The organism is Streptomyces sp. NPDC001594 (assembly GCF_042893675.1).
In the GTDB taxonomy this organism is placed as follows: domain Bacteria; phylum Actinomycetota; class Actinomycetes; order Streptomycetales; family Streptomycetaceae; genus Streptomyces.
In genome coordinates, this window is the sequence record NZ_JBIAVB010000004.1 from 223,548 (window position 1) to 246,696 (window position 23,149).

The window sequence follows — 23,149 nt, forward strand, 5'->3', positions numbered from 1 at the left end:
CGGAGCTCGCATTCCGGGCGCGGCCCACGGAGGGGGCCCCGCCGCAGTACGCGGCGGGGCCCCTTTTCCCTGCGGGTGGCTAGCAGGTGTAGCCGTCCCCGTCCGCGTCCAGGCGCAGCGGGTCACTGCCGTTGACCTTCATCCGCTTCGGGAAGCGGTGCGCGGCCAGCCAGTCGCAGCGGGCCCGTGTGGTCTTCGCCACCTCCGCGGGGAAGGCCGCCGGGACGCACACGTTGGCCGTCCCGTAGTGCCGGTCGCAGCCGGCCACGGCGGGGGCGACCTGGACGGAGGCCCGCTGCCCCGGGTTCTCCTTCGGCGGGGCCAGTTCGTTCGCGAAGGTGTGCTCGTGCGCGGCGGGCTGCTGCTTCGCGGCCGCGAGCGAGGGGGCTCCGCCCAGGTGGACCCAGGTGGCGACGGAGGGGACGCCGGCCGCGTCGACGCCGAAGAGCATGTACCAGCCGGGCGGGGCGAGGTTGGGGTTGCTGGTGACGTTCAGGTCGATGGTGGTGCCGTTGACCACGGTCATCGGAAGGTCGACGAACCGCTGGTTGGGGTCGGAGGAGTGGGTGACCGCCGCCGGGCGGATCAGCTCCGCCTTGGCGAGGGGCCGGTCGACGGTGATCCGCTGGGTGTCCCCGTACACCCAGTCGGTGTCGATCACCGAAGTGAGCTTCGGGCGCGGGCCCTTGAACAGGTAGGGCGGGGTGTAGACCGAGACCGCGTGGTTGTACGTACCGTTGCCCGGGTTGTCACCCACCGACATGACCCGGCCGTCGGGCAGCAGGAAGGCGCCCGAGTGGTAGGTGCGCGGGATCGGGTCGGTGGCCAGGCCCGGCTGGTAGGTGTTGGCGGCGGGGTCGAAGAAGGAGGCCTCGAAGACCGGGTCGGCCCGGTCGTGCAGTCCGCCGCCGGTCTCCAGCACCTTGCCGTCGGGCAGCAGCACCGCGGAGACGTACATCTTGCCCTCGGCGCCGGTCTGCGGGCGCTTGCCCGTACCGGTGTCGACCAGGCCCTGCGGGAGGTCGGGGCCCGCGGTGTAGGCGGGGCTGGGCTTCTTGAGGTCGATGAGGTCGGTGAGGCGGTTCGCGGCCGGGTTGGTCTCGTTGTTGCCACCGCCGACGGTCAGGACCCGCTGGTCCTGGGCCGGGGGCAGCAGCACGCTCGCGGACTCGTCGCGCTCGTCCTTCCCCCGCAACCCGGGCACGTCCGTGATGGTGTTGGCGCCGTAGTCGTACACGGAGGCGCCGGATCCGGCGGTGCCGTTGCCGAAGGTGTGGCTGCCGGAGTAGAAGAGGCGGCCGTCCTGCATGAGGATCATCGACGGGTACAGGCCCCAGTAGGACCAGGTCTGGTTGACCTGGTTCAGCGGCAGCCACTTGTTCTGCGCCGCCGAGAACCGCTCCGCGGTGACGTTGCCGGTGGAGTCCTCCTTCAGACCGCCGAAGGAGATCACGTCACCGTTGCCGAGGATGGTCGCGGACGGGTACCAGTGCCCGCCGTTGAGGTCGTTCGTCCTCGTGTACGTCTCGGTCGCCGGGTCGAAGACGTAGCTGTCCTTCAGCCCCTGGTAGCCGATCCTGCCGTCGGCGGACGGGTAGCCCTTGTTGCCGCTCATCACCAGCACGCGGCCGTCGGCCAGCTGCACGTGCCCGGAGCAGAACATGTCCACCGGGGTCGGGATGGTCTTCACCGTGCCCGCGACCGGGTCGTAGACGGCGGAGGTGAAGGTACCGGCGTTGAACTGGGAGATGTCGTTGCCGGAACCGGCGATCAGCAGCACCCTGCCGTTCTTCAGGACCACGGCGTGCATGGAGCGCACCGGGTTCTGGGTGCCCATCACCTCCCACTTGCCCTTGGCGCACTCCTCGGCGGTCCCCGTGCAGGTGGGCTGGGGCGGGACCGCGGCCACTTCCTCCAGCGCGTAGTCGTCGGTGGTGAGGGTGCCCACCCCGTAGACGGACAGCCCCCAGGCGATCTTGTCGGTGTTCGGCGGGACGGCGGGCGTCCGCACCTGGGTGCGCGACCAGGCGGCACTGACCGGCGGGTTCTGCAGGTCGGTCCAGTACTGCCAGCCCGCGGCGGTGTCGTGGCGGAACACGGTCACCGCCACGTCCGGGGTGTTCGACTTGTACCAGGCGGACAGGTCGTACTGCTTCCCCGGTGTGACGGTGGGGGCGCAGGCGGCGTTCTCCGTGACCAGGGCCTTGCGGTCACCGCTCACGCGCCGGGTGAGCGAGACCTTCATGGCCTGGGTGCCGCTGTGGGCGTCGGCGACGGTGGCGAAGGTGAAGTCGTTGTCGCCCCAGCCGGATTTCTCCCAGCAGGACGGCATGTCGGCACCGGGCGCGCCGGCGGTCTCGAAGCCGGGGTTGGTGAGCAGGTTGGGCGCTCCGGCCGTGGCCTGCTGGGGGGCGGTGAGCAGCAGGCCTGCGGTCATCGCCCCGACGGCGGCCAGCGCGGCCCTGCGCCCTGCCCTCCGTCGGATCGTCCTTGGCATGCGGTGGTCCTTTCGGTGCGGCTCAACTCCTGGTCGTGGGACGGGTACGGGCCGCCGCGCGTGGCCCGCGCGGCAGGTAGACGAGGGCCTCCGTGGCGACGAAGCGCAGCACGAAGGTGGTGACGAGCGCCAGGGCCGTCGCGGGCAGGACGCCGAGGCCGAACCGGCCGACGAACAGCGCGATCAGCGGGATCCGCAGCAGCAGGTCGGCGTTGGCGAGGAGGGCGAAGCGTCCGACGCGGTCCGCCCAGTGGCGGTGGCAGCGGCGGTCGCGGAAGAGGAGGGTCTCGATGAGGAGGAAGTTCCACAGCACCCCGGCCTGGTTGGCGACGACCTCGGCGGCGAGGTACTGCATCCCGGCGTGGGTGAGCAGCCACAGTGCGAGGAGGTTGGGGACGAAGCCGGAGAGCCCGACCAGACCGAAGCCGATCATCCGGGCGAGCGGACTCGCCGAGCGGAGGGCGGCCAGGTGGGTCAGGAAGCGCAGCCCTTCGCGGGCGGTGGACTTGGACTCCCCCGCGAAGCGGTCCTGGAAGACGAAGGGGACCTCGGCGGTCCTCCCCGGCTTGCAGCGGACGGCCAGCTCCATGAGGATCTTGTAGCCGAGGGGTTGGAGCGCCCCGCCGGTGACGGCACCGGTGACGGCGGAGCGGCGGATCGCGAAGAAGCCGCTCATCGGGTCGCTGATCCCGCGCAGGGCGCGCGGGAAGAGGCCCTTGGCCAGCCAGGTCGCGCCGCGCGAGACGGCGACGCGGTAGCCGCCGGCGAGTCCGGCCCGGCTGCCGCCGGGGAGGTAGCGGGAGGCCACGACGAGGTCGGCGCCGGTGCGTTCGCCTTCCCCGACGAGTGCGGGAACCAGGTGCGGGGGGTGCTGGAGGTCGGCGTCCATGACGACGATCCAGTCCGAGCCCGCCCGCGCGATGCCCTCGACGACGGCCCCGCCCAGGCCCCCGGCCGGGCTGTCGCGGTGCAGGACGTCCACCGGGAAGGGGCAGTCGGCGGCGGCCTTCTCGATCAGGGCCGGGGTGTCGTCGGTGGAGTCGTCCACGAACAGCACCCGGCAGGGCGGCCGCGCGGGCAGGGCGGCGCGCAGTTGCCCGAGCAACTCGGCGACGTTCGCGGACTCGTTGAAGGTCGGGATGATCAGGGTGACGCCGCCGGACCCGGAGGAGGCCGGCGGAGCGGCGACTTCCGGATCGTCCAGGGCGTGCGGGGGCCACAGGTCCTCGCTCATGGTGGTTCAGCTCCCACTCTCGCGGTCGGTGCGGCGGATCTCGATACGGTCCTCGCCCGTACCGAAGACGGCGACCGCGGTCGAATGCTCCAGAGCAGCCTTCACCGTGGGCAGGTCCACGGCGTCGCGACGCACGGTGGGCGAGGAGACCACGTAGTCCACGTCCCGCCAGCCCCGCGGCAGGGTCTTGGTGACGGCCGGGTCGAGGTCCGCCTTGTAGAACCAGATGGCACCCGGTCCGGGTGCAAAACCGGAGTGAACAGCGTCGAGCCAGAGCGCGTCGTCGACGAGGACACGGGTGTGCGCCGGGTCGGGCACCTCCCGGCCCAGCCAGGCGGCGGCCTGCCGGTAGGGGGCGTTGGCGTCGGCGGTGAGGGCGGTGCGGTCGCCCTCGTACCAGCGCGGGAGCACGTACGCGGCGGCCGAGGCGGCGAGGACGCCGACGAGCGCCCACCGCGCGTACACCAGCGCCCGCCGCTCCCCGGGCCGGCGGCGCCGGCGCAGGACGGCATGGGTGACGCTGGCCGCGGCGGCGGCGAGGACCAGGGCGAGGAAGGGCAGGGCCTGGATCACGTACATCGCCGGGAGGTAGCCGGAGGGCCGCATCGCCACCACCGCGAGGATCACGGCGGCCAGCGCCGGTCCCGCGAGCGCCCGGGCGGTGACCGACCACCGGTGGGTGGCCAGCAGCAGGACGGCGCCGGCCAGTCCGCCCAGCGGCAGGACCGTGTCGTAGTACAGCCAGGACCGGAAGACGCCGTGGGAGCCGGAGCCGGGGTCGAGGATGAAGCCGGAGCCGGGGCGGCTCATCTGGTAGGTGATGCCGTCGATGAGGGAGACGTGTCCGGCGCCGGGCAGCAGCTCGTTGTTGAGCAGCGCGTACAGCGGGTACGACAGGCCGATCAGCGTGCAGGCGGTGATGGCTCCGGTGACGGCGAACTTGCGGGTGTCGCGGTGGCTGTGGCGCCACATCGTCACCAGCAGCGCCGGGAGCACCACCAGCATCGTCTCTTTGGTGAGGACGGCGGTGGCGGCCGCCAGCCCCGACCCGAAGTGGTGCCACAGGTGCCGGCTGGGGGACGCGGCCAGGCAGAAGGCCAGCAGCATCCACAGCACGGCGAGGTTGTCGAGGAAGATCTCCCGCTGGAGCACCACGGACAGCGGGGACAGCCCGAACAGGCCCATCGCGAGCCCGGCCGCCCAGCGCGGCAGCCACAGCCGGCGGGCCAGCACGTAGATCAGTACGGAACTCGCGGCGGAGACGGCGAGCATCGAGAAGCGCATCGGCGCGACCGTCATCCAGTCGGGCACCAGCAGCGAGGGCAGCCAGGTCAGGCCGGCCATCTGTATCCAGCCGAGCGGCGGATGGTCGTACCAGTACGTGTAGTGGGCGAGGCCGTCGCCCTGCTGGACCGCCCAGGCCTGGGCGAGGTAGGTGCCCTCGTCGTCGCTCAGGGCCGGGAAGTTCGTGAGGTTCCAGCCCTGGACGAGGACGATGACCAGCAGCAGGACCCCGCAGAGGATCAGGTCGGGGCGCGAGGAGCGGAAGCGGACCATCGGGCGGACCGGGGCGGGCCGGCGCACACCCGCGTCCCCGGGGTCCGCGCCCGGGCCGGCGGGGCGCCGGGAGCCGGGCAGATCGCGTACGGGCAGGTGCTGGGCGGTCGCGGTCGCGTCCGCCGGCTGGGGACCAGCCGCGGTGGGCACGGTGGCGGTCACCGGTGGGCCTCCTCTCGGATCGGGGCGGAGGCGTACGCGGCGGCCGGGGCTCCGGCTGTCGCCAGATGGGCGCCGGTGTGGCTGGTCAGCTCCCACTCGTTGCGGCCGCGCTGCTCGCGCCAGACCGCCCGGATCGCGGCGCCGGCCAGCATCACCTGGTAGAACGGGCCGCCGACGATGAGCTTGAGGTAGTGCAGGAAGCGCACGCGCAGCCCGTACTGGCGGCCGAAGTCGTGCAGGCCGACGATCTCGAAGACGAAGGTCACCATCGCCGTGATCAGGGGCAGGAAGGTGATGATCGCGACCCCGACGGGCACGTCGAGGAAGACCGCGACGGCGACGTTGACCGGGATGATCACCCCGGAGGCCGCCTGCATGAAGGGGGTCATCAGCGTGTAGCGGGCGAGCCAGCGCTGCCCCCGGCCGGGCAGCTGCTGCCAGTCCTTCTTCCGGTAGACCTGGAGGAAGCCCTGGTTCCAGCGGGTGCGCTGCTTGAGCAGGCTCATCAGCGAGCCCGGGGTCTCCTCGCGGGTGACCATGTCGGAGTCGTAGGCGACGACCACCTTCTTACCGACCGAGGAGAGCCGTACGCCCAGGTCGCAGTCCTCGGCGAGGCAGTTCTGGTCCCAGCCGCCGGCCTCGCGCAGCACGTGGGTGCGCACGAACACGGTGTTCCCGCCGAGCGGGATGAACCCCTTCTCGGCGTGCAGGTGGAGGCGGGAGCGGAACCAGAAGAAGTACTCCAGGCAGTTGCGCAGGCTGTACCAGCTGGAGTGGAAGTTGATCAGCTGGACGCCGCCCTGGACCACGTCGGCGCCGGTGGCGCGGAAGGCGTGGTCGACGTGGGAGAGCAGCTCGGGGTGGACCTGGTCCTCGGCGTCGAAGACCCCGACGATGTCGCCCCGGCAGTGCGGGAGGGCGGTGTTGAGGGCCTTCGGCTTGTTCTTGGTCTCGTTGCGGTCGACGACGACCCGTACCCGCTCGGGCGCCCGGGCGCCGGCCCGGTCGGCGACGGCGGCGGTCTCCGGGTCGTCGTGGCCGACGATCACGATGATCTCGTAGTCGGTGTGGCTCGACTCCAGGAGCCGGTCGATGGTGTGTTCCAGTACGGCCTGCTCGTGGCGGGCGGGCAGCAGGAGCGAAAAGGCCAGCCGGTCGCCGCCGTCGGGGCGGTCGAAGCGGGTCGAGGCCAGCGTCTCGGGCGTGCGCCAGGCGTGCATCTGCCACCACAGGGTGAAGGCGGCCATCCAGAACAGCGCAACGGAAATGGCGGATATGACGACAGAGGTGAACAAACCGTCCCCCACAGACATGCCGCAACCCCAGGCGGCGACCGGCAAACCCCCCGGAGGCGTGACACGGGCCCCCCGGCCCGCCGCCTCCGTTCCCCCCAGTGCGCACCCCCCAGTGCGCGTGTCGGTGACTGTCTCGGTGACTCCCGAAGACACGAGACTAGGCAGCACGTGTGAAGCTGAGGCGCCGTCTGGTTAAAAACCACGTTTCCGAGTTGATGTACCAAAAGCGGAATTGACGGTACTCCGCCCCTTTCAGGGACGAACCACACCCAACTGCTCGGCCAGCTCGACCGGTTCTGTCGTAGGCCGCGCGCAGACGAAGTGCCGGCACACGTACGCCGTAGGGAGGTCGTGCACCAGTGTGCGCTCGGCCAGCAGGGGGAACTCCCCTCCGCTCCCGTCCTCCGCACGCGGCAGCCCGACCGCCACCACCGCCCCGGGAGCCGTCCCCAGCAACGCGGTGCGGTGCAGGGCGGCCGTCGCCGGATCCTCGGGGTGCCCGACGACGGCCACCTCGCGGGGCCCGTCCACGAGCGCCTCCGCCACCGCCAGACCGTGCCCGATGAAGCGCGGGGCCCGCGGCCCGAGGGCCTGCACCACGCCGAGCGCCCGCTCGGCCGCCTCGCGGTGGGGGCGCGAGCCGGTGTGCGCGGCGTACGACAGCAGGGCGCCGGCCGCGGCCGTCCAGCCGGAGGGGGCGGCGGTGTCGGTGGGGTCCTGGGGGCGGCGGATCAGCCGTTCGGCGTCGTGCGCGGTGTCGTAGAGGGACCCGTCCTCTGCGGTGAACCGGGCCATCACGAGGTCGACGAGGAACCCGGCGAACTCCAGCCACACCCCCTCCCCCGTGACGGAGGCCAGGGTCAGGAACCCCTCGGCGACGTCCCCGTAGTCCTCCAGCACCCCCGCGTTCGTGCCGGCCCGCCCGTCCTTGCTGGTGCGGGCCAGCCGGGCCCTCCCGTCCATGTGCACGCGCACCAGCAGGTCGGCGGCCTCGATGGCCCGCTCGACCAGGTCCGGCCGTTCGAAGAAGGCCCCGCACTCGGCGAGGGCGGCGATGGCCAGCCCGTTCCAGGCGGCCACCACCTTGTCGTCCCGGCCGGGCGCGGGCCGCGCGCCACGCGCCGCGAGCAGCCGCGCCTTGACGGAGGCGATCCGTTCGGCCTCCACCACCGGCCCGTCCTGCGGCAGTTGCAGCACCGACTTGCCGTGCTCGAAGGTCCCCTCCTCGGTGACCCCGAAGTACGCGGCGGCCAGCTCCCCGTCGGCCTCCCCGAGCACGTCCGCCAACTGCCCGGGCGTCCAGGCGTAGTAGGCCCCCTCGACATGCCTTCCGCTGCCCGGCTCCTCACTGTCGGCATCGAGCGCGGAGGCGAACCCGCCCTGCTCGGTGCGCAGTTCCCGCACCATGAAGTCGGCGGTCTCCAGCGCGACCCGCCGCGCGAGGTCCGACCCGGTGGCCCGCCACAGATGCGCGTACACCCGGCACAGCAGCGCGTTGTCGTAGAGCATCTTCTCGAAGTGGGGTACCAAAGGTCCACCCGCCCTCGGCGTGAGCACATACCGGTGGAACCCACCTCCCACCTGGTCGTACAGGCTCGAACGGGCCATCGCGCTGCACAGCCCTTCCGCCATCTCCAGCGCCGCCACGGAACCGGCCCGCGCGTGGTGGCGCAACAGAAACTCGATCACCATCGACGGCGGGAATTTGGTGTCTCCCCTGAACCAGCCGCTCGCGGGGTCGATGTCCCGAGTCAGCTGGAGGAGCGCAAGGGCCTGGGTCTCCTCGGTGGGCATCCCGGCATCCCCGGCGCTCAGCTCCCGCCCGGCAAGGTCCCGAGTGATCTTCCCCGCGACTTCCCCCACCTCGTCCCGGCGGCTTGTCCAGGCGTTGTGCACGCCTTCGAGCACCTGGCGGAAGGACGGCATGCCATGGCGAGCCTCGGGCGGGAAGTAGGTGCCGAAGTAGAAGGGCTCCCCGTCCGGCGTCATGAACACGGACATGGGCCAGCCGCCCTGCCCGGTCGCGGCCTGCACTGCCTCCATGTACACCGCGTCCACGTCGGGACGCTCTTCACGGTCCACCTTGACGGACACAAAGTGTCCGTTCATGTACGCAGCGGTGTCGTCGTCCTCGAAGGACTCGTGCGCCATGACGTGACACCAGTGGCAGCTGGAGTACCCGACGCTCAGCAGCACGGGCACGTCCCGCTCCCGCGCCTCGGCGAACGCCTCCGGCGACCACGGCCACCAGTCGACCGGGTTGTCGGCGTGCTGGAGCAGGTACGGCGAGGTCTCGTTCACGAGGCGGTTCGACATGGCCCCATCCTCGCTCATCCGGACCCCGGAACCCGTCTGCGGCAAACCCGCGCGCTGTAATAAACCCTGTCCTACACTCGGGGCATGAGAGCGAACCGCCCGGGCAACACCGAGAACATCTCCGTCTCCATGCCCGCCGAACTCGTCAGCGAGCTCCGCTCCAGGGCGGGGCGGCGCGGGCTGTCCGGCTACATCACCGAGGCCGTCAGGCACCAGCTGGCGATGGACGGGCTCGCCGAGATCGTCGCGGCGCACGAGGAGGAGCAGGGCGCGCTCACGGAGCAGGAGATCGAGGCCGCCCGTCGCGAGCTGTTCGGAGAAGAGGACGCCCGGGACGCCGGACGGGGAGCCGCGTGAAGGAGCACCCCGCCCGGTCCCTCGTGCTGGACTCCGAGGCGCTCTCCCTGCTCCTGCGCAACGACCGGAGGATGGCGGCCCGCATCGAGGCGTCCCGGCAGGCCGGTGTCCCGGTGGTCGTGTCCGCGCTGACCATCGTCGAAGCGGCTCAGGGGAAGACCGACCTGGCACGGTTGCGCTGGGTCCTGTCCCGGTTGCGGGTGGAGCCGGTCAGCCAGGAGGACTCGCTGACCGCCGTGTCGCTGCTGCGGGACGCGGGCGGACTGCACGGGCACAAGTACGCCATCGACGCCCTCGTCGCCGCACTCGCCCTCCGCCTCCCGGGACCCGTCGTCGTGCTGACCTCCGACCGCGACGACTGGTCGAAGCTGTGCGGAAGCCGCGTGGTCATCCGAGAGGTGTGAGACCACGGGCCACCGGCGCGGGCCCCCCTCCAGACCGGGCGCCCCGGAGCCGCGGGACAGTAGGCTGCGGCCAGCAGCACTGGGGCTGTGGAAGCTCCTCGAAGGAGGCACACCATGACCGCCGAGATGGTGGCACCCGCGTGGATGCACTCGCAGATCACCGCGGAGCAGTACGACTCCTGGACCGAGGAGCAGTGCGCCGGCATCGAGATCGTGGACGGGATGGTCGTCGTTAGCCCGAGCGCCTCCAAGCGCCACAACCGGCTGGCCCGGATCCTGGCCAATGCCCTGGACGCCGCGGCCGGTCCGGAGTGGAACGCCGACACGGACTTCGACGTCCGGTTGCAGGACGTTCCGCTCACCAACCGCCGCCCGGACGTCACCGTCTACCGGGCGGAGACCATCGACGTCACGCCCACCCGCCCGGAACACGTACTCCTGGTCGTCGAGGTCGTCTCGCCGGGCTCGGAGACCACGGACCGGATCGTGAAGGTGGACCAGTACGCCAAGGCCGGCATCCCCTTCTACTGGCGGGTCGAACAGGCCGTCACCGGTCTCCCGATCGTCTACACGTACGTTCTCGACCCTGCCGCCAAGACCTACCGGGACGGTGAGATGTTCACCGGCGCGATCAGGGCTGCCGCGCCCTTCCCCTTCGCCGTGGACCTGGGAGCCGTCTGACGGTCCCGGAAGACCGTGCTGCCGCCGATCCGCGTGCATATATGCACGCGGATGGCCTTCGTTGGCCCAACTCCCTCTGATCTAGCTCAGATTGACTCGCGCAGCGGAGTGTCCCGCAGGACACTTGGCGCACGTTTGCGGAGCTCTCCGAGGAGGATGCCGATGCGGGACAGCCATCGTGTCGAGGCCGAGCGGGTGCTGGTCCGGGCCGTGCAGGAGGAGGTCCGGCGGGCGGGGGGCGGGGTGGACGCCGGGGTGTTGCTCGGGCGGGGGCGGGAGGCGCTCGACGGGCTGGCCACGGTGGCGGACGAGGAGTACGCCGCGTACGTGGCCGCGCTGGACGAGGCCGCCGCCGGGGAGCAGTCCTTCGGGGAGGCGTTGCGGCGGGCCGGCAGCGGGACGGCCCTGCTGGTGACGGCCGTCGCCGCGGCGGCCGCCGCCGGGGCGGACATGGCCTTCGGGGTCGACGCCGGTACGGCGGTCAGCGCGGGCATCGTGGCGGGCGCGGCGGGGGCCGCGGCGGCGGCGGTGCGGGTGGCGGCGGTGCACGTGCCGGCCGCGAACCGGCGGGCCGGGGCCGCGGGCCGCCCGGGTGGGCCGGAGCAGCTGAGGCTGAAGTGGCTGACGGCGCTGGAGGTGCGGGGGATCCGGCCCTTCCTGGCGCAGGAGCGGGCCGTGGCGGTGGCCACGGCGGGCTCGGCTGGGGCGGCGGGCTCGGCGGGCGCCCCGGCCCCCGTCCCGGCGCGGGGGGCCGTGCCGCCGCAGCTGCGCGGGGCCGACCGGAGTGCCGAGGCGCGGCGGCGGAGCATGCTGGAGCAGTCGTTCGGGCAGCTCCCGGACGCCGACGCCCTGTTCGGCGGCCGGCGCGCCGAGCTGGAGCGGATCGCGCAGTGGGTGCGGACGGCGCGGGCCAGCACCGAGACCCGGCCGGTCGTGGTCGTGCTGCACGGGGAGCCGGGGGTGGGCCGGACGGCACTGGCGCTGCGGGCGGCGCACACGCTGCGGGACCAGTTCCGCGGGGCGTGCGTGGTGGACCTGCGGGGCGGGGCGCCGGCCGCGGGTGAGGCGCCGCTGTCGACGCGGGAGGCGCTGCTGCACCTGTTGAACCGGCTCGGCGCCCCGCGCGAGCAGCTGCTGTTCCGCGAGGGGGCCCCGGCCGAGGCGCAGGTGCGCCGGCTCGGGGAGCTGTACCACCAGCACCTCCAGGGGCTGCCGGTGACGGTGGTGCTGGACGACGCGGTGGACCCGGAGCAGGTGCGGGCGCTGGTGCCGGAGCGGTCCGAGAGCCTGGTGCTGGTCACGGCCCGGGAGCCGCTGGAGCTGCCCGCCGACCTGGGGGCCTGGGTGCACCAGCTGCCGGTGGTGCGGCTGGCGGAACCGGACGCGGCCGAGGTGCTGCGGGCCGGGGCCCGCGCGGCGGGCGGGACGGCACCCGGGCCGGAGGCGGAGGCGGGGCTGCTGGAACTGGCGGCGGGGCTGCCGCTGGCGCTGCGGGTGCTGGCCCCGCTGGGAGCGGCGCGGTCCTCGGACGGCGCCGGGGACGGGGACGGGGAGGGGGGCGGCGCGCTGGAGCGGGCCCTGGAGCTGGCCTACCTGCGCCTGCCCGAGGAACGGCGCCGGCTGCTACGCCGGCTCACCCTGGCCGGGCGGGCCTCGCTGGGCGCGGCGGCGGCCGCGGCGCTGGCGGACACGGAACGGGTGGAGGCGGGGCGGCTGCTGGGCGAGCTGGCGCGGGCCGGCCTGCTGGACCTCGTCCGCGGGGAGCGGTACCGGATGCACGACGCGGTGCGCGCGTACGCGGCGGCGCGGCTGGCGGCGGACGAGGACCGGGCGGAGGCGGCGGCCGCGCACGAGCGGCTGATCCGGGACTACGCGCGGCTGGCGGACTCGGTGATCCGGATGGTCGACGGGAAGATGTCGACCCGCGCCGACCGCTTCGGCGGGCACGGCTTCCCCTCGCTGGACGCGGCGCTGCGCTGGCTGGACGACGAGTCGAGCTTCATCACGGCGGCGCTGCGCCACTCCGAGGGCGTGGACCAGCAGGCGGTGCTGGACCTGCTGGGGGCGCTGTGCGACTTCTGCCTGCTGCGCGGGGACCTGTACCGGCTGGGTGAGATCAACGAGCTGACGCGGGCGGTGGACCAGGGCCGGCTGAACCGCTCGGTGCAGTGGCGCACGGGCATCGCGGCGCGCCAGCTCGGGGAGCTGGACAAGTCGCGGACGACGCTGACCTCGCTGGTGGACCAGTACAAGGAGGCCCGGCAGGAGGCGGGTGCGGCGATGGCCCTGCTGTCGCTGGGCATCACCCTGCACCACCAGGGGAACCTTCCGGAGGCGGCGGCCCGGATCGGGGAGGCCCTCGCGCTGCAGGGGTCGCAGGAGCTGGCGGGCGACCGGGCGTGGTCGCTGCACGCGCTGGGGGCGGTCGAGCGGGACCGGGGGCGCCTGGCGGAGGCGGTGGCGCTGCTGGAGCGGTCGCTGGCGCTGCACCGGGAGAGCGAGAGCGTGCACGGGGAGGCCTGGGCGCACTTCCAGCTGGGGCAGGTGCACCTGCGGGTGGGTGACGTGTCACGGGCGGAGGAGGAGCTGCTGCTGGCCCTCGGCCTGTACGGGCGTACCCGTGACGACCGGGGCGAGGCGTGGGCGCTGACCCAGCTGGGGCGGGCCCGGGTGATCGCCGGGGACCCCGCGACGGCGCTGGACCGGCTGCGGGACGCCCTCGCCCGGCACCGGCTGGCGGAGGACGCGCGCGGGGAGGCGTGGACGCTGTACTACCTGGGGCACGCGCTGGAGGAGGACGGCGGGATCGACCGGGCGGTGCGGGAGCTGGAACGGGCCCGGACGATGTTCTCGCGGATGCGGGACGTGTACGGGCTGGCGCACGCCCGCTACCACTCGGGGCGGGTGACCCGGGACCAGCGGGCGGCCCGCACGGGGAACCTGCGCAACTCCGGTTTCGCGCGCCAGCTGCTCGTGGACGCGCGGGCGGACTTCCGGCGCATCGGGCTGGCCCACGGGGAGGGCTGGGCCTGCCTGGAGCTGGCGGTGGTGGACGCGGGGAACGGCCGGCCGGCGCAGGCGCTGGCGCTGTGCGGGGAGGCGGCGGGGCTGTTCGCCTCGTACGGGGACCGGCGCGGGGAGGACTGGGCCCGCTTCCTGCGCTGCACCCTGCTGCCCTACGCGGGCACGCCGACCGGGGCCGAGGAGGCCGCGGCGGAGCTGGCCGCGCTGGCGAAGGGCGCGCACGGGCTGCGCGGGGACCGGCTGGAGGAGTGCGTGGAGGCGTACGGGACGGTCCTGGCGCGCGGGGTGGACCCGGCGGAGGGCTGGCAGGCCTGGCGCCTGGGCCTGGTCCCGGACCTGCGCGCCCGGGAGGTGATGGGAGTCCCGCTGCCGATGCCGACGGCGTGAACCTGGCCGCACGGCGCCGGGCCCGCCGGGGGGATCACCGCTCTCAGGCACGAGCACCGCCCTCAAGCGCGAGCACCGCTCCCAGGCGGGAGCACCGCCCTCAAGCGCGAGCACCGCTCTCAGGCACGAGCACCGCCCTCAAGCGCGAGCACCGCTCCCAGGCGGGAGCACCGCTCTCAAGAACGAGCACCGGGCCTCAGCCGCGAGCACCGCTCGACGCTGCGAGCACCGCTCACACCCCCGCGCCCGCGCCGGAGCGCCCCGCCCCCGCCGGTCCGCGGCGGGGCGGGCTCTCACCCGTGGGGCGGGGTCAGGCCTTGGTGCCGTCGGCGGCCGGGGCCGCCGCCGCGCCGGCCGGCTCCGGGGCCTCCTCGAAGTTCACCCGGCCCATGTGCTTGCTCATCGACTTCATCAGGCCCCACACGCCGAGGGCGAGGGCCGCGAACACGATGAACCCGAGGAGCCCCGGGGTCACCTTGTTCTTGTCGAAGGTGTCGGCGGCCAGCGGAACGAGCTGGGTGACTGCTGCCTGCATAGCGCTCATGGCTACACATTCTCCCGGATGCCCGCGAAGAGGTCGGACTCGGGGAGGGAGGTGTCGACGAGCGACTTCGCCAGCTCGTACTCCTCCGTGGGCCAGACCTCCTTCTGGATCTCCATCGGGACGCGGAACCAGCCGCCGTCCGGGTCGATCTGCGTGGCGTGCGCGATGAGGGCCTTGTCACGGATCTCGAAGAAGTCCGAGCACGGCACGTGCGTGGTCAGGGTCCGCTCCTTGCGCTCGAACTCCTTCCACCGCTCCAGCCACTCGCCGTAGGGGGACTCCAGGCCGCGCGCGAGGAGCGCCTCGTGCAGCGCGATGGTGCGCGGCTTGTTGAAGCCCTGGTTGTAGTAGAGCTTCTGCGGCTGGTACGGGGCGCCGTACTCGGCCTCGGGGAACTTGTCGGTGTCGGCCGCGCCGTCGAAGGCCACCATCGTGATCTTGTGGGTCATGATGTGGTCGGGGTGCGGGTAGCCGCCGTTCTCGTCGTAGGTGGTGATGACCTGCGGCTTGAAGGCGCGGATCTTCTTCACCAGCTCGCCCGCGGCCTCCTCCACGTCCGCGAGGGCGAAGCAGCCCTCGGGGAGCGGGGGCAGCGGGTCGCCCTCGGGCAGGCCGGAGTCGACGTAGCCGAGCCACTCCTGCTCGATGCCGAGGATCTCGCGCGCCTCGTCCATCTCCTTGGCGCGCACCTCGTGGATGTTCTCCTCGATGTACTTGTCGCCCTGGAGCTTGGGGTTCAGCACGGAACCGCGCTCACCGCCGGTGCAGGTCACCACCAGGACGGGGACGCCCTCGGAAACGTACTTGGCCATCGTGGCCGCGCCCTTGCTCGACTCGTCGTCGGGGTGGGCGTGCACGGCCATCAGTCGAAGCTGCTCGGTCAAGACAGGATCCTCTGTGATTCGGCGCGACGGTCAACCTCTATATTGACCGAATCGGGGGACGGAAAATTCCTGGGTGCCTCACCCTCCCCAGCGAGAGGAATCGATCATGAGCGCGGTGCGCGAAGGGCTCCCGGAAGGCCGTTACGGCCGGTCGGCGGACGAGCGTGCGGACCGGAAGCTCAAGGTCGTCGGGTCGGTGCTCGGCGTCGGGCTGCTGGCCGTGGTCGGCTGGATCGGCTGGGACTACGTCGGCGGGCAGAGCGTCAGCGCCGAGGTGATCAAGTTCCAGATCGTCTCCGACACCGAGGTGAAGGTGCACCTGGAGGTCCGCAAGGACGCGTCCGTCACCGGTGTCTGCACCCTCGACTCCCAGGACCAGGACCACGCCGAGGTCGGCCGGGCGGACTTCACGTTCCCCCAGAAGGCGTCGCGCGTGGACGAGATGGTCACCCTGAGGACCACGGGCCGAGCCACGATGGTGCAGCTGGTCGGCTGCCAGGAGGCGGGTACCGCCCGCTGAACCGCGCGGGGCGACACCCCGCCGGATCCCCGCGTCAAGATCCTTCCAGGCCTAGCATGTGCACGCCATCCCCCGTGCCCTGTCCAGCCGACGGAAGACTTCCATGCGCTTCAAGCGGACCCTGACCGCGACCGCGGCCATAGCCTCGCTCCTCACCCTCGCCACCGCCTGCGAGGACCCGGCCAAGCCGGCACCACCCGCCGCCGCGGCCCCCGCCGCGACCGCCGACGCCCCCGCCCAGGCCTCCCCCTCGGCCGCCGGCGCCGCGCCGGCCACGCTCGCCGAGGCACAGGCGTACGTGCGGAAGTACACCTCCTGCGAGAACCTGAACTCCGACCCGAACGACAGCCGCGTGAACCTCGCCGGGTACACGCCCATCGGCACCTGGGCCATCACCGAGCGCGGCATCTGCTCGGACCAGAAGGAACAGGGCTCGATCGTCATCTCCATGGTCTCGGACATGAAGGCCCACCAGCAGGCCTACAAGGACGACGTCACGAAGCGGCTCGACGAGGGCTACTGGGACGCCGGACTGTACGACCAGATCATGGTCGGCAAGAGCTTCGCGCTCTCCGCGACGAAGACCGGGACCGGCCTGGCCCTCGCCAAGTCGGACCTGCGCGTGCTGGTCTGCAACCCGGACTTCTCCGTGCCGGAGGGCTACAAGAAGGAGAAGGCCCTGGTCGACGGCTGCGTCCTGACCGACTTCGTCAACAGCCGGGACGGCAAGGGCAGCCCCGTCAAGGGAGCTGCCCTGCCGAGCGCGGGAAGCATCGAGGAGCTCCGCAAGCTCGTCAGCCCGAAGACGGTCGACTGCACGGAAATGCTGGTCACCAACGAGCACATCGCGTCCATCGACTACCAGCCGGTTGTCGGCCGCGACGTCCAGGGCGCCGGCGTCAAACAGCGGGCGGTCTGCGGGAAGCTCGGCGGCCCGAGGCCGGTGGACATGAACTGGCTGGACCTCGTCTCCGACATGAAGACCCTCCAGACCGTGTCCAAGGAGTCGCAGCTCGCCGAGGTGGGGCACCAGCGGAGCCTCACCCAGAGCAAGCTGATGGTCGGCACGAACGTCGCCGTGGAGAGCAACAACCCGACCGTCCGCAAGGCGCTCTACAAGCTGGGGTTCCTGCGCCTGGACTGCGAACCCGGCTTCAGCGCGCCCGCCGGATCCCGGATCCAGCCGGCCCAGGTCGGCGGCTGCGTCCTGACCGACTTCGAGCGCCCGGTGAGCTGACAGCCGACGGACGACCGTCCGGGGCGTTCACCGGGGGCCCCGGGCGGGGTAGGGACCGGGGTGTTCCGTCATCAGTGCACCAGGAGCCCCAGGAGCCGCCGCCATGTCCCTGTTCATCCCGGATTTCGACGACTCGGTGGTCGTCCGCGCCGCCGACGCGGAGGAGATCCACTACGGGCCCGACTCCTCCCTGCGGCTGCTGGCCGACAGCTCCGCCGCCGGCGGGTTCCTGTCCACCCTGCGCGTGAGCCTGCGCGCCGGCTCCGACGGCGCCCGTCCGCACCACCACGGCCGCTCCGCCGAGATGTTCTACATGATCGACGGGACGGCCCAGCTCCTGGCCGGTGACAAGGTGGTCACCGCCGAGGCCGGCGACCTGGTCGTCGTGCCGCCGGGGCAGCAGCACGCCTTCGCCGCCACGCCCGGGGAGAGCGCCGAGATGCTGGTGGTCATCACCCCGGGGGTGGAGCGGTTCGAGTACTTCCGCCACCTGGAGCGCATCAGGTTCGGGAAGGTGCCGCCGGAGAGCCTGCTGGAGGTCCAGGACCTGTACGACACCTACTTCGGGACCAGCACCGTCTGGGAGGACGCGCGCACCCTCCGCCACCAATGACACACTTCATACACATCGTGTCCTCCCCCTTTTCCTGCCGAATTGTTAGGCTCGTGGTTTCGCCCGCCGCTGGCGGCCATGTAATCCCCTGTACCGACGAGGAGCACCCGTGACCCAGACGAGCGAGAGCGTCACCTGGCTGACCCAGGCGGCGTACGACCAGCTGAAGGCCGAGCTGGACTACCTCTCTGGTCCCGCCCGCACGGAGATCGCCACGAAGATCGCGGCTGCCCGCGAGGAGGGCGACCTGCGCGAGAACGGCGGCTACCACGCGGCCAAGGAGGAGCAGGGCAAGCAGGAGCTCCGCGTCCGTCAGCTCACCCAGCTCCTGGAGAACGCGAAGGTCGGCACCGCGCCGACGAGCGCCGAGGGCGAGGTGGCCCCGGGCATGCTCGTGACCATCGCGTTCGACGGTGACGAGGACGACACGCTGGAGTTCCTGCTGGCCTCCCGCGAGTACGCCTCCGACGAGTTCGAGACCTACTCCCCGCAGTCCCCGCTGGGCTCGGGCGTGCTGGGCAAGAAGGTCGGCGAGGACGCCCAGTACGAGCTCCCGAACGGCAAGAAGGCCACCGTGAAGGTGATGGCCGTCAAGCCCTTCAACGGCTGACCCGCCCCTTTACGAGGACGCACGCGCGAGCCCCCGCCGGACCTGTTCCGGCGGGGGCTCGCGCACGTCCGGGGTCAGGCGGTGGCCGAGCGGTACTTGCGGACCGCGAGGGTGCGGAAGACCACGATGATCAGCAGCGACCACAGGACCGACGCGAGGACCGGGTGCTGCATCGGCCAGGCGGCCGGAACGGGGTATCCCTCGGGGAGGTTGCCGAAGAGTTCGCGGGCCGCCTGGACGGTGGCGCTGAAGGGGTTCCACTCCGCGATGTGCCGCAGTAAGGCCGGCATGTTCTCGGAGGGGACGAAGGCGTTCGAGATGAACGTCAGCGGGAAGAGCCAGATCAGCCCGCCGGAGGTGGCCGCCTCCGGGGTGCGCACGGACAGGCCGATCAGGGCGCCGATCCAGGAGAAGGCGTAGCCGAGCAGGAGCAGCAGGGCGAAGCCGGCGAGGACCTCGGCGATGTTCTCGTGGGTGCGCCAGCCGACGATCAGGGCGACGACGGCGAGGACGACGACGGTCAGCGCCGTCTGCACGAGGTCGGCGAGGGTGCGTCCGGTGAGGACCGCGCCGCGGGCCATGGGCAGGGAGCGGAACCGGTCGATGAGGCCCTTGTGCATGTCGTCGGCGATGCCGGCTCCCGCGCCGGCGGTGGCGAAGGTGACGGTCTGGGCGAAGATGCCGGCCATGAGGAACTCGCGGTAGGCGTCCGGGGAGGTGCTGCCGCCGACGGCGATGGAGCCGCCGAAGACGTAGCTGAACAGCACGACGAACATGACCGGCTGGACCACGCCGAAGACGATGACCTCGGGGATCCGGGACATCCGGATCAGGTTCCGCTTGGCGATGACCAGGGAGTCCCGCACACCTTGGACCAGCCCGCCGCGCGGGCGCGGGGAGGTGAACTCGGTTCCGGATAGGGTGCTGGTCACTTCGCCGCCCCCTCGGTGAGTTCGGCCGCGTGGCCGGTGAGGGAGATGAACACGTCGTCGAGGGTGGGGCGGCGCAGGCCGATGTCGTCGATCTCGATGCCCCTCAGGTCGAGCTCGCGGATGACCTCGGCGAGCAGTTTGGCGCCACCCTGCACGGGGACGGTGAGCTTGCGGGTGTGCTCCTCGACGGTGGTCTCGCCGCGGCCGAAGCCGGTGAGGACCTCGCGGGCGGTGGTGATGTGCTCGCGGGCGTGGACGACGACCTCGACGCGTTCGCCGCCCGTCTGCGCCTTGAGCTGGTCGGAGGTGCCGCGGGCGATGACCTTGCCGTGGTCGACGACGCAGATGTCGTGGGCGAGGCGGTCGGCCTCCTCCAGGTACTGGGTGGTGAGCAGGAGGGTGGTGCCGCCCGCGACGAGTTCCTCGATGACGTCCCACAGGGCCTGGCGGTTGCGCGGGTCGAGGCCGGTGGTGGGCTCGTCCATGAACATCACGGGCGGGCGGACGACGAGGGCGGCGGCGAGGTCGAGGCGTCTGCGCATGCCGCCGGAGTAGGTCTTGGCGGTGCGGTCGGCGGCCTCGGCGAGGTTGAAGCGGTCCAGGAGCTCGGCGGCCCGCGCCTTGGCCGCGCGGCCGCTCATCTGGTAGAGCATGCCGACCATCTGGAGGTTCTCGCGGCCGGTGAGGTACTCGTCGACGGCGGCGAACTGGCCGGAGAGGCCTATGGAGCGGCGGACCTCGTGGGGGTGCTTGAGCACGTCGATCCCGGCGACGACGGCCCGGCCGCTGTCGGGCCGGAGGAGGGTGGTCAGGACGCGCACGGCCGTGGTCTTGCCCGCGCCGTTGGGGCCGAGGAGGCCCAGCACGGTTCCCTCGGGGACGTCGAGGTCCACGCCGTCCAGTGCCCGTACGTCGCCGAAGGTCTTGACCAGGGCTTCGGCATAGATGGCGCCTGGCATACGGATTCTCCCAGCGATCAGTCGGATCGGGGCATTACCAGTCAAATCCTAGGTGCGCCGGAAAAGGCCCGCCCGGCGCAACGGAACCGTATCGCGTCATATCGCGTTGCGCCATGGTCCGGACGCCCGGACCTGTGTTCCACCCGTGTTCCACCGCCCCGTTCAGCCCGTCACCCGGTACCCCGCCCCGTGCAGCGTTCGGGCCACCTCCCGGCAGTGCTCGGGCCCCTTCGTCTCCAGGTGCAGCTCCACCTCCACCTCGGTGAGCCCCAGCCGCGGGTCGGTCCGTACGTGGCTGACGTCCAGCACGTTCGCGTCCACCGTCGACAGCACCCCCAGCAGCCCCGCCAGCGCCCCCGGGGCGTCCGCCACCCGCAGCCGCAGCGACAGGTAGCGGCCCGCCGCCGCCATGCCGTGCCGCAGGATCCGCTGGAGCAGCAGCGGGTCCACGTTGCCGCCGGACAGCACGGCCACCACCGGCCCGCCCCCGTAGCGCTCGGGCTCGCTCAGCAGCGCCGCCACCGGCGCGCAGCCGGCCGGCTCCACCACCAGCTTGGCCCGCTCCAGGCACAGCAGCAGGGCACTGGACAGCGCGTCCTCCGACACCGTGTGCACGTCGTCGAGCAGCTCCCCGATGATCGAGAACGGGACGTCGCCGGGCCGGCCGACCTTGATCCCGTCGGCCATCGTGACCGGGCGGTCGACGGACACCGGGTGGCCGGCCCGCAGGGAGGGCGGGTACGCGGCCGCGCCCGCCGCCTGCACGCCGATCACCTTCACGTCCGGGCGCAGCGCCTTGACCGCCACCGCGACGCCCGCGGCCAGCCCGCCGCCGCCGACCCCGACGAGGATGGTGCGCACCTCGGGGCACTGCTCCAGGACCTCCAGGCCCACCGTGCCCTGGCCGGCGATGATGTCGCGGTGGTCGAAGGGGTGGATGAACACCGCCCCGGTGCGGTCCGCGTGCTCCTGGGCGGCGGCCAGGGTCTCGTCGACGACCTGCCCCTCCAGGCGCACCTCGGCCCCGTACTCCTGGGTGGCGGCCACCTTGGGCAGCGGGGCGCCGACCGGCATGAACACGGTGGAGCGGACCCCGAGGAGGGAGGAGGCCAGTGCCACGCCCTGGGCGTGGTTGCCGGCGCTCGCGGCGACGACCCCGGCGGCGCGCTGCTCGGGGCGCAGGCCCGCGATGCGCACGTAGGCGCCGCGCAGCTTGAAGGAGCCGGTGCGCTGGAGGTTCTCGCACTTGAAGTGGACCGGCGCGCCCACGAGGGCGGTGAGGTGCCTGCTGCCCTCCATGGGGGTCACCCGGGACACCCCGGACAGCATCTTCTGAGCCCCCCGGACGTCGTCGAGGATCACCTGGGGGACGGGCTGCACGCGGTAGTTCATGCGGCCAGTCTCGCAGCCCGCGGGGGCCCCGGCGCAGGGATGGACGGGGCGTCCGCGCCGTCTTGAGGCGGGCCCCGCAGGACCCCTGGGGCGGGGGCGAAATCTCGCCATGCGGAACGTGCGGGGGGCGCTCGCGCGGATGGGTCGTATCAGTTGTCAAACGCGGCGTACGAGCCGCCGCACGGCCGCGTACTCTGTCCCCCATCCTTGTCGGCCCCACGCGAAGAGAGCCACGGCATGCCCTCCATCCCGGCCAGTTCCGACCTGCCCACGGCGGCCGAAGCGCCCGCCGGATCCGGACTCCTCGACGCGCTCCAGCACCAGGTGGCCGTCTTCGCCCGCCGGGCCGAGCAGACCCGCCTCGGCGGGGTCGGCCAGGCCCGCAACTCCATGGACCGCGCCGCGTACCTGCTGCTGAACCGGCTCGACCTCGAAGGCCCGATGGGCGTCAAGGCGCTGGCGGGCGGGATGGGCATCGACTCCTCCACCGTCACCCGGCAGGTGGCCCCGCTGGTCGACGGCGGGCTGGTCAAGCGGACCTCGCACCCCGAGGACGGCCGGGCCGTGGTCCTCGCCCTGTCCCCGCGCGGGCTGGCGCGGCTGGAGGAGGTCCGCTCCTCGCGGCGCGAGCTGATGGCCCGGGTGACCGAGGGCTGGGAGGAAGAGGAGCGCGAGGTGTTCACCCGGCTGCTGACCCGCTTCAACGGCTCGCTGTCGGAGCTGATGTCCGCCGCCTCCGAAGGCGGCCCGGCCTCCTGAGCCGGTCCCGGATCCCGCCGTGTCACACCCCTTGACCGGGGTGGTGGCGCAGGCCGCACCATGGGTGCCGTGGACCGGCGTTCGGGGCGTTCGGGGCGGGACCCGGAGTTCGAGGCCTTCGTCGCGGGCGCGGCGGGGCGGCTGCTGCACGTCGCGGTCCTGCTGACGGCCGAGCCGGCGGCCCGGGCGTACGCGGCGCACCGCATCCTCACCGGCGCGCTGGCCCGTACGTACGCGCACTGGGAGCGGCTGCGCGGGGACGACCCGTACGACCACACCCGCCAGGAGGTCTGCGCCGCGTACGCGCGCGCGGCGCGGCGGCTGCCGCCGGGGAGCGGGATCCTCGCGGCGCTGAGCCCGGCGCAGCGGCTGGTGCTGGTGCTGCGGGTCTACGAGGGCGTCGCCGAGGAGGTCACGGCCGCTCAGCTGGGGCTGGCGCCGGAGCGGGTCGAGGCCCTGCGCAACCGGGCGGTGGCCGCCCTGCGGGCGGGGCTGCGGCCGGCGGCGGGGGCGGCATGAGCCCGTACGACCGTAAGGAAGCGCAGGTCAGGCAGCTGCTGGAGGGGCCGCACCCGGTGGTACCGGCCGGTCTGGCGGCGGCTGCCGCCACCCGGGGGCGGCGGCTGCTGCGGCGGCGCCGGGCCCTGCACCGGTTCGGCTGGGCGGTGCTGTGGACGGCGGCGGCCGCCTTCGCGGTGTGGGCGGCGCTGACGCACCCGTGGGTGACACCGCCCAGCCACGTCTCGCCGCCCCTGGAGGGCTGGTGACCTCCAGGAGCGGCGCGG

21 protein-coding genes are annotated in these 23,149 nt (G+C 72.6%); 11 read left to right on the forward strand and 10 right to left on the reverse strand.

Annotation, left to right across the window (positions count from 1 at the left end):
- Window positions 1-79: 79 nt before the first annotated feature.
- The 5 genes from ACFY0O_RS09945 to ACFY0O_RS09965 form a co-directional block, all read right to left on the reverse strand.
- A complete protein-coding gene (locus tag ACFY0O_RS09945) occupies window positions 80-2,497 on the reverse strand; it encodes a galactose oxidase-like domain-containing protein (RefSeq protein WP_388945034.1) in 2,418 nt (805 codons plus the stop codon).
- Between the two features lie 22 nt (window positions 2,498-2,519).
- Window positions 2,520-3,731, reverse strand: coding sequence for a glycosyltransferase (locus ACFY0O_RS09950; RefSeq protein WP_388945037.1), 1,212 nt, complete (start codon window positions 3,729-3,731; stop codon window positions 2,520-2,522).
- Between the two features lie 6 nt (window positions 3,732-3,737).
- The gene (locus tag ACFY0O_RS09955; protein WP_388945591.1) at window positions 3,738-5,288 is read right to left on the reverse strand and encodes an ArnT family glycosyltransferase; all 1,551 of its coding nucleotides are present in this window, start codon (window positions 5,286-5,288) and stop codon (window positions 3,738-3,740) included.
- A 158-nt stretch (window positions 5,289-5,446) separates the two neighbouring features.
- Window positions 5,447-6,745, reverse strand: a complete 1,299-nt coding sequence (locus tag ACFY0O_RS09960) for a glycosyltransferase (RefSeq protein ID WP_388945040.1) — start codon at window positions 6,743-6,745, stop codon at window positions 5,447-5,449.
- 252 nt (window positions 6,746-6,997) lie between these two features.
- Window positions 6,998-9,061 carry a thioredoxin domain-containing protein gene (locus tag ACFY0O_RS09965; protein WP_388945043.1) on the reverse strand — a complete coding sequence of 688 codons (2,064 nt, stop codon included), beginning with the start codon at window positions 9,059-9,061 and terminating at the stop codon, window positions 6,998-7,000.
- An 84-nt stretch (window positions 9,062-9,145) separates the two neighbouring features.
- On the opposite strand from ACFY0O_RS09965, the gene ACFY0O_RS09970 reads away from it, so the two are divergent.
- From ACFY0O_RS09970 to ACFY0O_RS09985, 4 genes are all read left to right on the forward strand, one after another.
- Complete coding sequence (locus ACFY0O_RS09970; protein WP_388945046.1) at window positions 9,146-9,418, forward strand: hypothetical protein; 273 nt, start codon at window positions 9,146-9,148, stop codon at window positions 9,416-9,418.
- Entirely contained in the window at window positions 9,415-9,822 is a 408-nt protein-coding gene (locus ACFY0O_RS09975; protein WP_388945049.1) for a PIN domain-containing protein, read from the forward strand. Before ACFY0O_RS09970 ends, ACFY0O_RS09975 begins: the two co-directional genes overlap by 4 nt.
- Window positions 9,823-9,936: 114 nt before the next feature.
- Window positions 9,937-10,503: a Uma2 family endonuclease gene (locus ACFY0O_RS09980; protein ID WP_388945052.1), complete on the forward strand. Its 567-nt coding sequence runs from the start codon at window positions 9,937-9,939 to the stop codon at window positions 10,501-10,503.
- Window positions 10,504-10,665: 162 nt separating this feature from the next.
- Window positions 10,666-13,914, forward strand: a complete 3,249-nt coding sequence (locus tag ACFY0O_RS09985; protein WP_388945054.1) for a tetratricopeptide repeat protein — start codon at window positions 10,666-10,668, stop codon at window positions 13,912-13,914.
- A 310-nt stretch (window positions 13,915-14,224) separates the two neighbouring features.
- Here ACFY0O_RS09985 and ACFY0O_RS09990 read toward each other — a convergent pair whose 3' ends face one another.
- Together ACFY0O_RS09990 and mca are read right to left on the reverse strand one after the other, a co-directional pair.
- Entirely contained in the window at window positions 14,225-14,458 is a 234-nt protein-coding gene (locus ACFY0O_RS09990) for a hypothetical protein (RefSeq protein WP_358895018.1), read from the reverse strand.
- 2 nt (window positions 14,459-14,460) lie between these two features.
- A complete protein-coding gene (gene mca, locus ACFY0O_RS09995; protein WP_388945057.1) occupies window positions 14,461-15,342 on the reverse strand; it encodes a mycothiol conjugate amidase Mca in 882 nt (293 codons plus the stop codon).
- Window positions 15,343-15,448: 106 nt separating this feature from the next.
- Between mca and ACFY0O_RS10000 the strand changes: the two genes are divergently transcribed.
- The 4 genes from ACFY0O_RS10000 (at window position 15,449) to greA (ending at window position 18,322) form a co-directional block, all read left to right on the forward strand.
- A complete protein-coding gene (locus ACFY0O_RS10000) occupies window positions 15,449-15,862 on the forward strand; it encodes a DUF4307 domain-containing protein (RefSeq protein ID WP_388945059.1) in 414 nt (137 codons plus the stop codon).
- A 103-nt stretch (window positions 15,863-15,965) separates the two neighbouring features.
- A complete protein-coding gene (locus tag ACFY0O_RS10005; RefSeq protein ID WP_388945062.1) occupies window positions 15,966-17,099 on the forward strand; it encodes a hypothetical protein in 1,134 nt (377 codons plus the stop codon).
- 103 nt (window positions 17,100-17,202) lie between these two features.
- Window positions 17,203-17,712 (forward strand): cupin domain-containing protein, encoded by a 510-nt coding sequence (locus tag ACFY0O_RS10010; RefSeq protein WP_388945064.1) that lies wholly within the window; start codon window positions 17,203-17,205, stop codon window positions 17,710-17,712.
- Window positions 17,713-17,821: 109 nt separating this feature from the next.
- Entirely contained in the window at window positions 17,822-18,322 is a 501-nt protein-coding gene (gene greA, locus ACFY0O_RS10015; RefSeq protein WP_388945067.1) for a transcription elongation factor GreA, read from the forward strand.
- A 74-nt stretch (window positions 18,323-18,396) separates the two neighbouring features.
- Here the strand turns inward: greA and ACFY0O_RS10020 are convergent, their stop codons facing one another.
- The 3 genes from ACFY0O_RS10020 to ilvA all read right to left on the reverse strand — a co-directional run bounded on the left by ACFY0O_RS10020 (window position 18,397) and on the right by ilvA (window position 21,605).
- Window positions 18,397-19,254: an ABC transporter permease gene (locus tag ACFY0O_RS10020; protein WP_388945069.1), complete on the reverse strand. Its 858-nt coding sequence runs from the start codon at window positions 19,252-19,254 to the stop codon at window positions 18,397-18,399.
- Window positions 19,251-20,213: an ATP-binding cassette domain-containing protein gene (locus ACFY0O_RS10025; RefSeq protein ID WP_388945071.1), complete on the reverse strand. Its 963-nt coding sequence runs from the start codon at window positions 20,211-20,213 to the stop codon at window positions 19,251-19,253. Before ACFY0O_RS10025 ends, ACFY0O_RS10020 begins: the two co-directional genes overlap by 4 nt.
- Window positions 20,214-20,375: 162 nt before the next feature.
- A complete protein-coding gene (gene ilvA / locus ACFY0O_RS10030; protein WP_388945074.1) occupies window positions 20,376-21,605 on the reverse strand; it encodes a threonine ammonia-lyase in 1,230 nt (409 codons plus the stop codon).
- Between the two features lie 237 nt (window positions 21,606-21,842).
- On the opposite strand from ilvA, the gene ACFY0O_RS10035 reads away from it, so the two are divergent.
- The 3 genes from ACFY0O_RS10035 to ACFY0O_RS10045 are packed head-to-tail and all read left to right on the forward strand — an operon-like array spanning window position 21,843 to window position 23,131.
- Window positions 21,843-22,364, forward strand: a complete 522-nt coding sequence (locus tag ACFY0O_RS10035) for a MarR family transcriptional regulator (protein ID WP_358895027.1) — start codon at window positions 21,843-21,845, stop codon at window positions 22,362-22,364.
- Window positions 22,365-22,424: 60 nt separating this feature from the next.
- Window positions 22,425-22,883 carry an RNA polymerase sigma factor gene (locus tag ACFY0O_RS10040; protein ID WP_388945077.1) on the forward strand — a complete coding sequence of 153 codons (459 nt, stop codon included), beginning with the start codon at window positions 22,425-22,427 and terminating at the stop codon, window positions 22,881-22,883.
- Window positions 22,880-23,131: a hypothetical protein gene (locus ACFY0O_RS10045; protein WP_388945079.1), complete on the forward strand. Its 252-nt coding sequence runs from the start codon at window positions 22,880-22,882 to the stop codon at window positions 23,129-23,131. The genes ACFY0O_RS10040 and ACFY0O_RS10045 overlap by 4 nt, the downstream gene beginning before the upstream one ends.
- Window positions 23,132-23,149: the final 18 nt, after the last annotated feature.

Coding starts and splice junctions, on each gene's coding strand:
- ACFY0O_RS09955 (WP_388945591.1), bottom strand. CDS start 5,288: ATGGTCCGCTTCCGCTCCTCGCGCCCCGACCTGATCCTCTGCGGGGTC.
- ACFY0O_RS10010 (WP_388945064.1), top strand. CDS start 17,203: ATGTCCCTGTTCATCCCGGATTTCGACGACTCGGTGGTCGTCCGCGCC.
- ACFY0O_RS10035 (WP_358895027.1), top strand. CDS start 21,843: ATGCCCTCCATCCCGGCCAGTTCCGACCTGCCCACGGCGGCCGAAGCG.
- ACFY0O_RS09965 (WP_388945043.1), bottom strand. CDS start 9,061: ATGTCGAACCGCCTCGTGAACGAGACCTCGCCGTACCTGCTCCAGCAC.
- ACFY0O_RS09990 (WP_358895018.1), bottom strand. CDS start 14,458: ATGAGCGCTATGCAGGCAGCAGTCACCCAGCTCGTTCCGCTGGCCGCC.
- ACFY0O_RS10040 (WP_388945077.1), top strand. CDS start 22,425: ATGGGTGCCGTGGACCGGCGTTCGGGGCGTTCGGGGCGGGACCCGGAG.
- ilvA (WP_388945074.1), bottom strand. CDS start 21,605: ATGAACTACCGCGTGCAGCCCGTCCCCCAGGTGATCCTCGACGACGTC.
- ACFY0O_RS10025 (WP_388945071.1), bottom strand. CDS start 20,213: ATGCCAGGCGCCATCTATGCCGAAGCCCTGGTCAAGACCTTCGGCGAC.
- ACFY0O_RS09980 (WP_388945052.1), top strand. CDS start 9,937: ATGACCGCCGAGATGGTGGCACCCGCGTGGATGCACTCGCAGATCACC.
- ACFY0O_RS09970 (WP_388945046.1), top strand. CDS start 9,146: ATGAGAGCGAACCGCCCGGGCAACACCGAGAACATCTCCGTCTCCATG.
- ACFY0O_RS09945 (WP_388945034.1), bottom strand. CDS start 2,497: ATGCCAAGGACGATCCGACGGAGGGCAGGGCGCAGGGCCGCGCTGGCC.
- ACFY0O_RS09950 (WP_388945037.1), bottom strand. CDS start 3,731: ATGAGCGAGGACCTGTGGCCCCCGCACGCCCTGGACGATCCGGAAGTC.
- ACFY0O_RS10045 (WP_388945079.1), top strand. CDS start 22,880: ATGAGCCCGTACGACCGTAAGGAAGCGCAGGTCAGGCAGCTGCTGGAG.
- ACFY0O_RS10005 (WP_388945062.1), top strand. CDS start 15,966: ATGCGCTTCAAGCGGACCCTGACCGCGACCGCGGCCATAGCCTCGCTC.
- ACFY0O_RS10000 (WP_388945059.1), top strand. CDS start 15,449: ATGAGCGCGGTGCGCGAAGGGCTCCCGGAAGGCCGTTACGGCCGGTCG.
- ACFY0O_RS09985 (WP_388945054.1), top strand. CDS start 10,666: ATGCGGGACAGCCATCGTGTCGAGGCCGAGCGGGTGCTGGTCCGGGCC.